The organism is Nocardia vinacea NBRC 16497, from assembly GCF_000308835.1.
In the GTDB taxonomy this organism is placed as follows: Bacteria; Actinomycetota; Actinomycetes; order Mycobacteriales; family Mycobacteriaceae; genus Nocardia; species Nocardia vinacea.
The window spans coordinates 1-344 of record NZ_BAGN01000041.1 but is presented as its reverse complement, the minus strand read 5'-3'; the positions used below and the strand labels follow the sequence as shown (position 1 = coordinate 344).

The 344-nt window shown below is 66.0% G+C and carries 1 pseudogene; it reads right to left on the bottom strand.

Features of this window, described 5'->3' with window-relative positions:
• A pseudogene (locus tag ON44_RS04795) lies at positions 1-344 on the bottom strand (type I polyketide synthase); the annotation flags it as partial.

The following is a 344-nucleotide window of genomic DNA, read 5'->3' as shown; positions in this document are numbered from 1 at the left end:
GTGTCGACGTGCAAGGTTTTCGGCAGTGTCTCGTGGCGCATCGCCTCGATCATTTTGATCACCCCGGCCACACCGGCGGCGGCCTGGGCGTGGCCGATATTCGATTTCAGCGACCCCAGCCACAAGGGCCGGTCGGGTTCACGGTTTTGCCCGTAGGTGGCCAGCAGGGCTTGGGCCTCGATCGGGTCACCGAGGGTGGTGCCGGTGCCGTGAGCCTCAACCACATCGATCAGATCGGGCGAAAGACCGGCGTTGGCCAACGCGCGGCGGATCACCCGCTGCTGGGAAGGACCGTTGGGGGCGGTCAACCCGTTGGACGCACCGTCCTGATTGACCGCCGAACC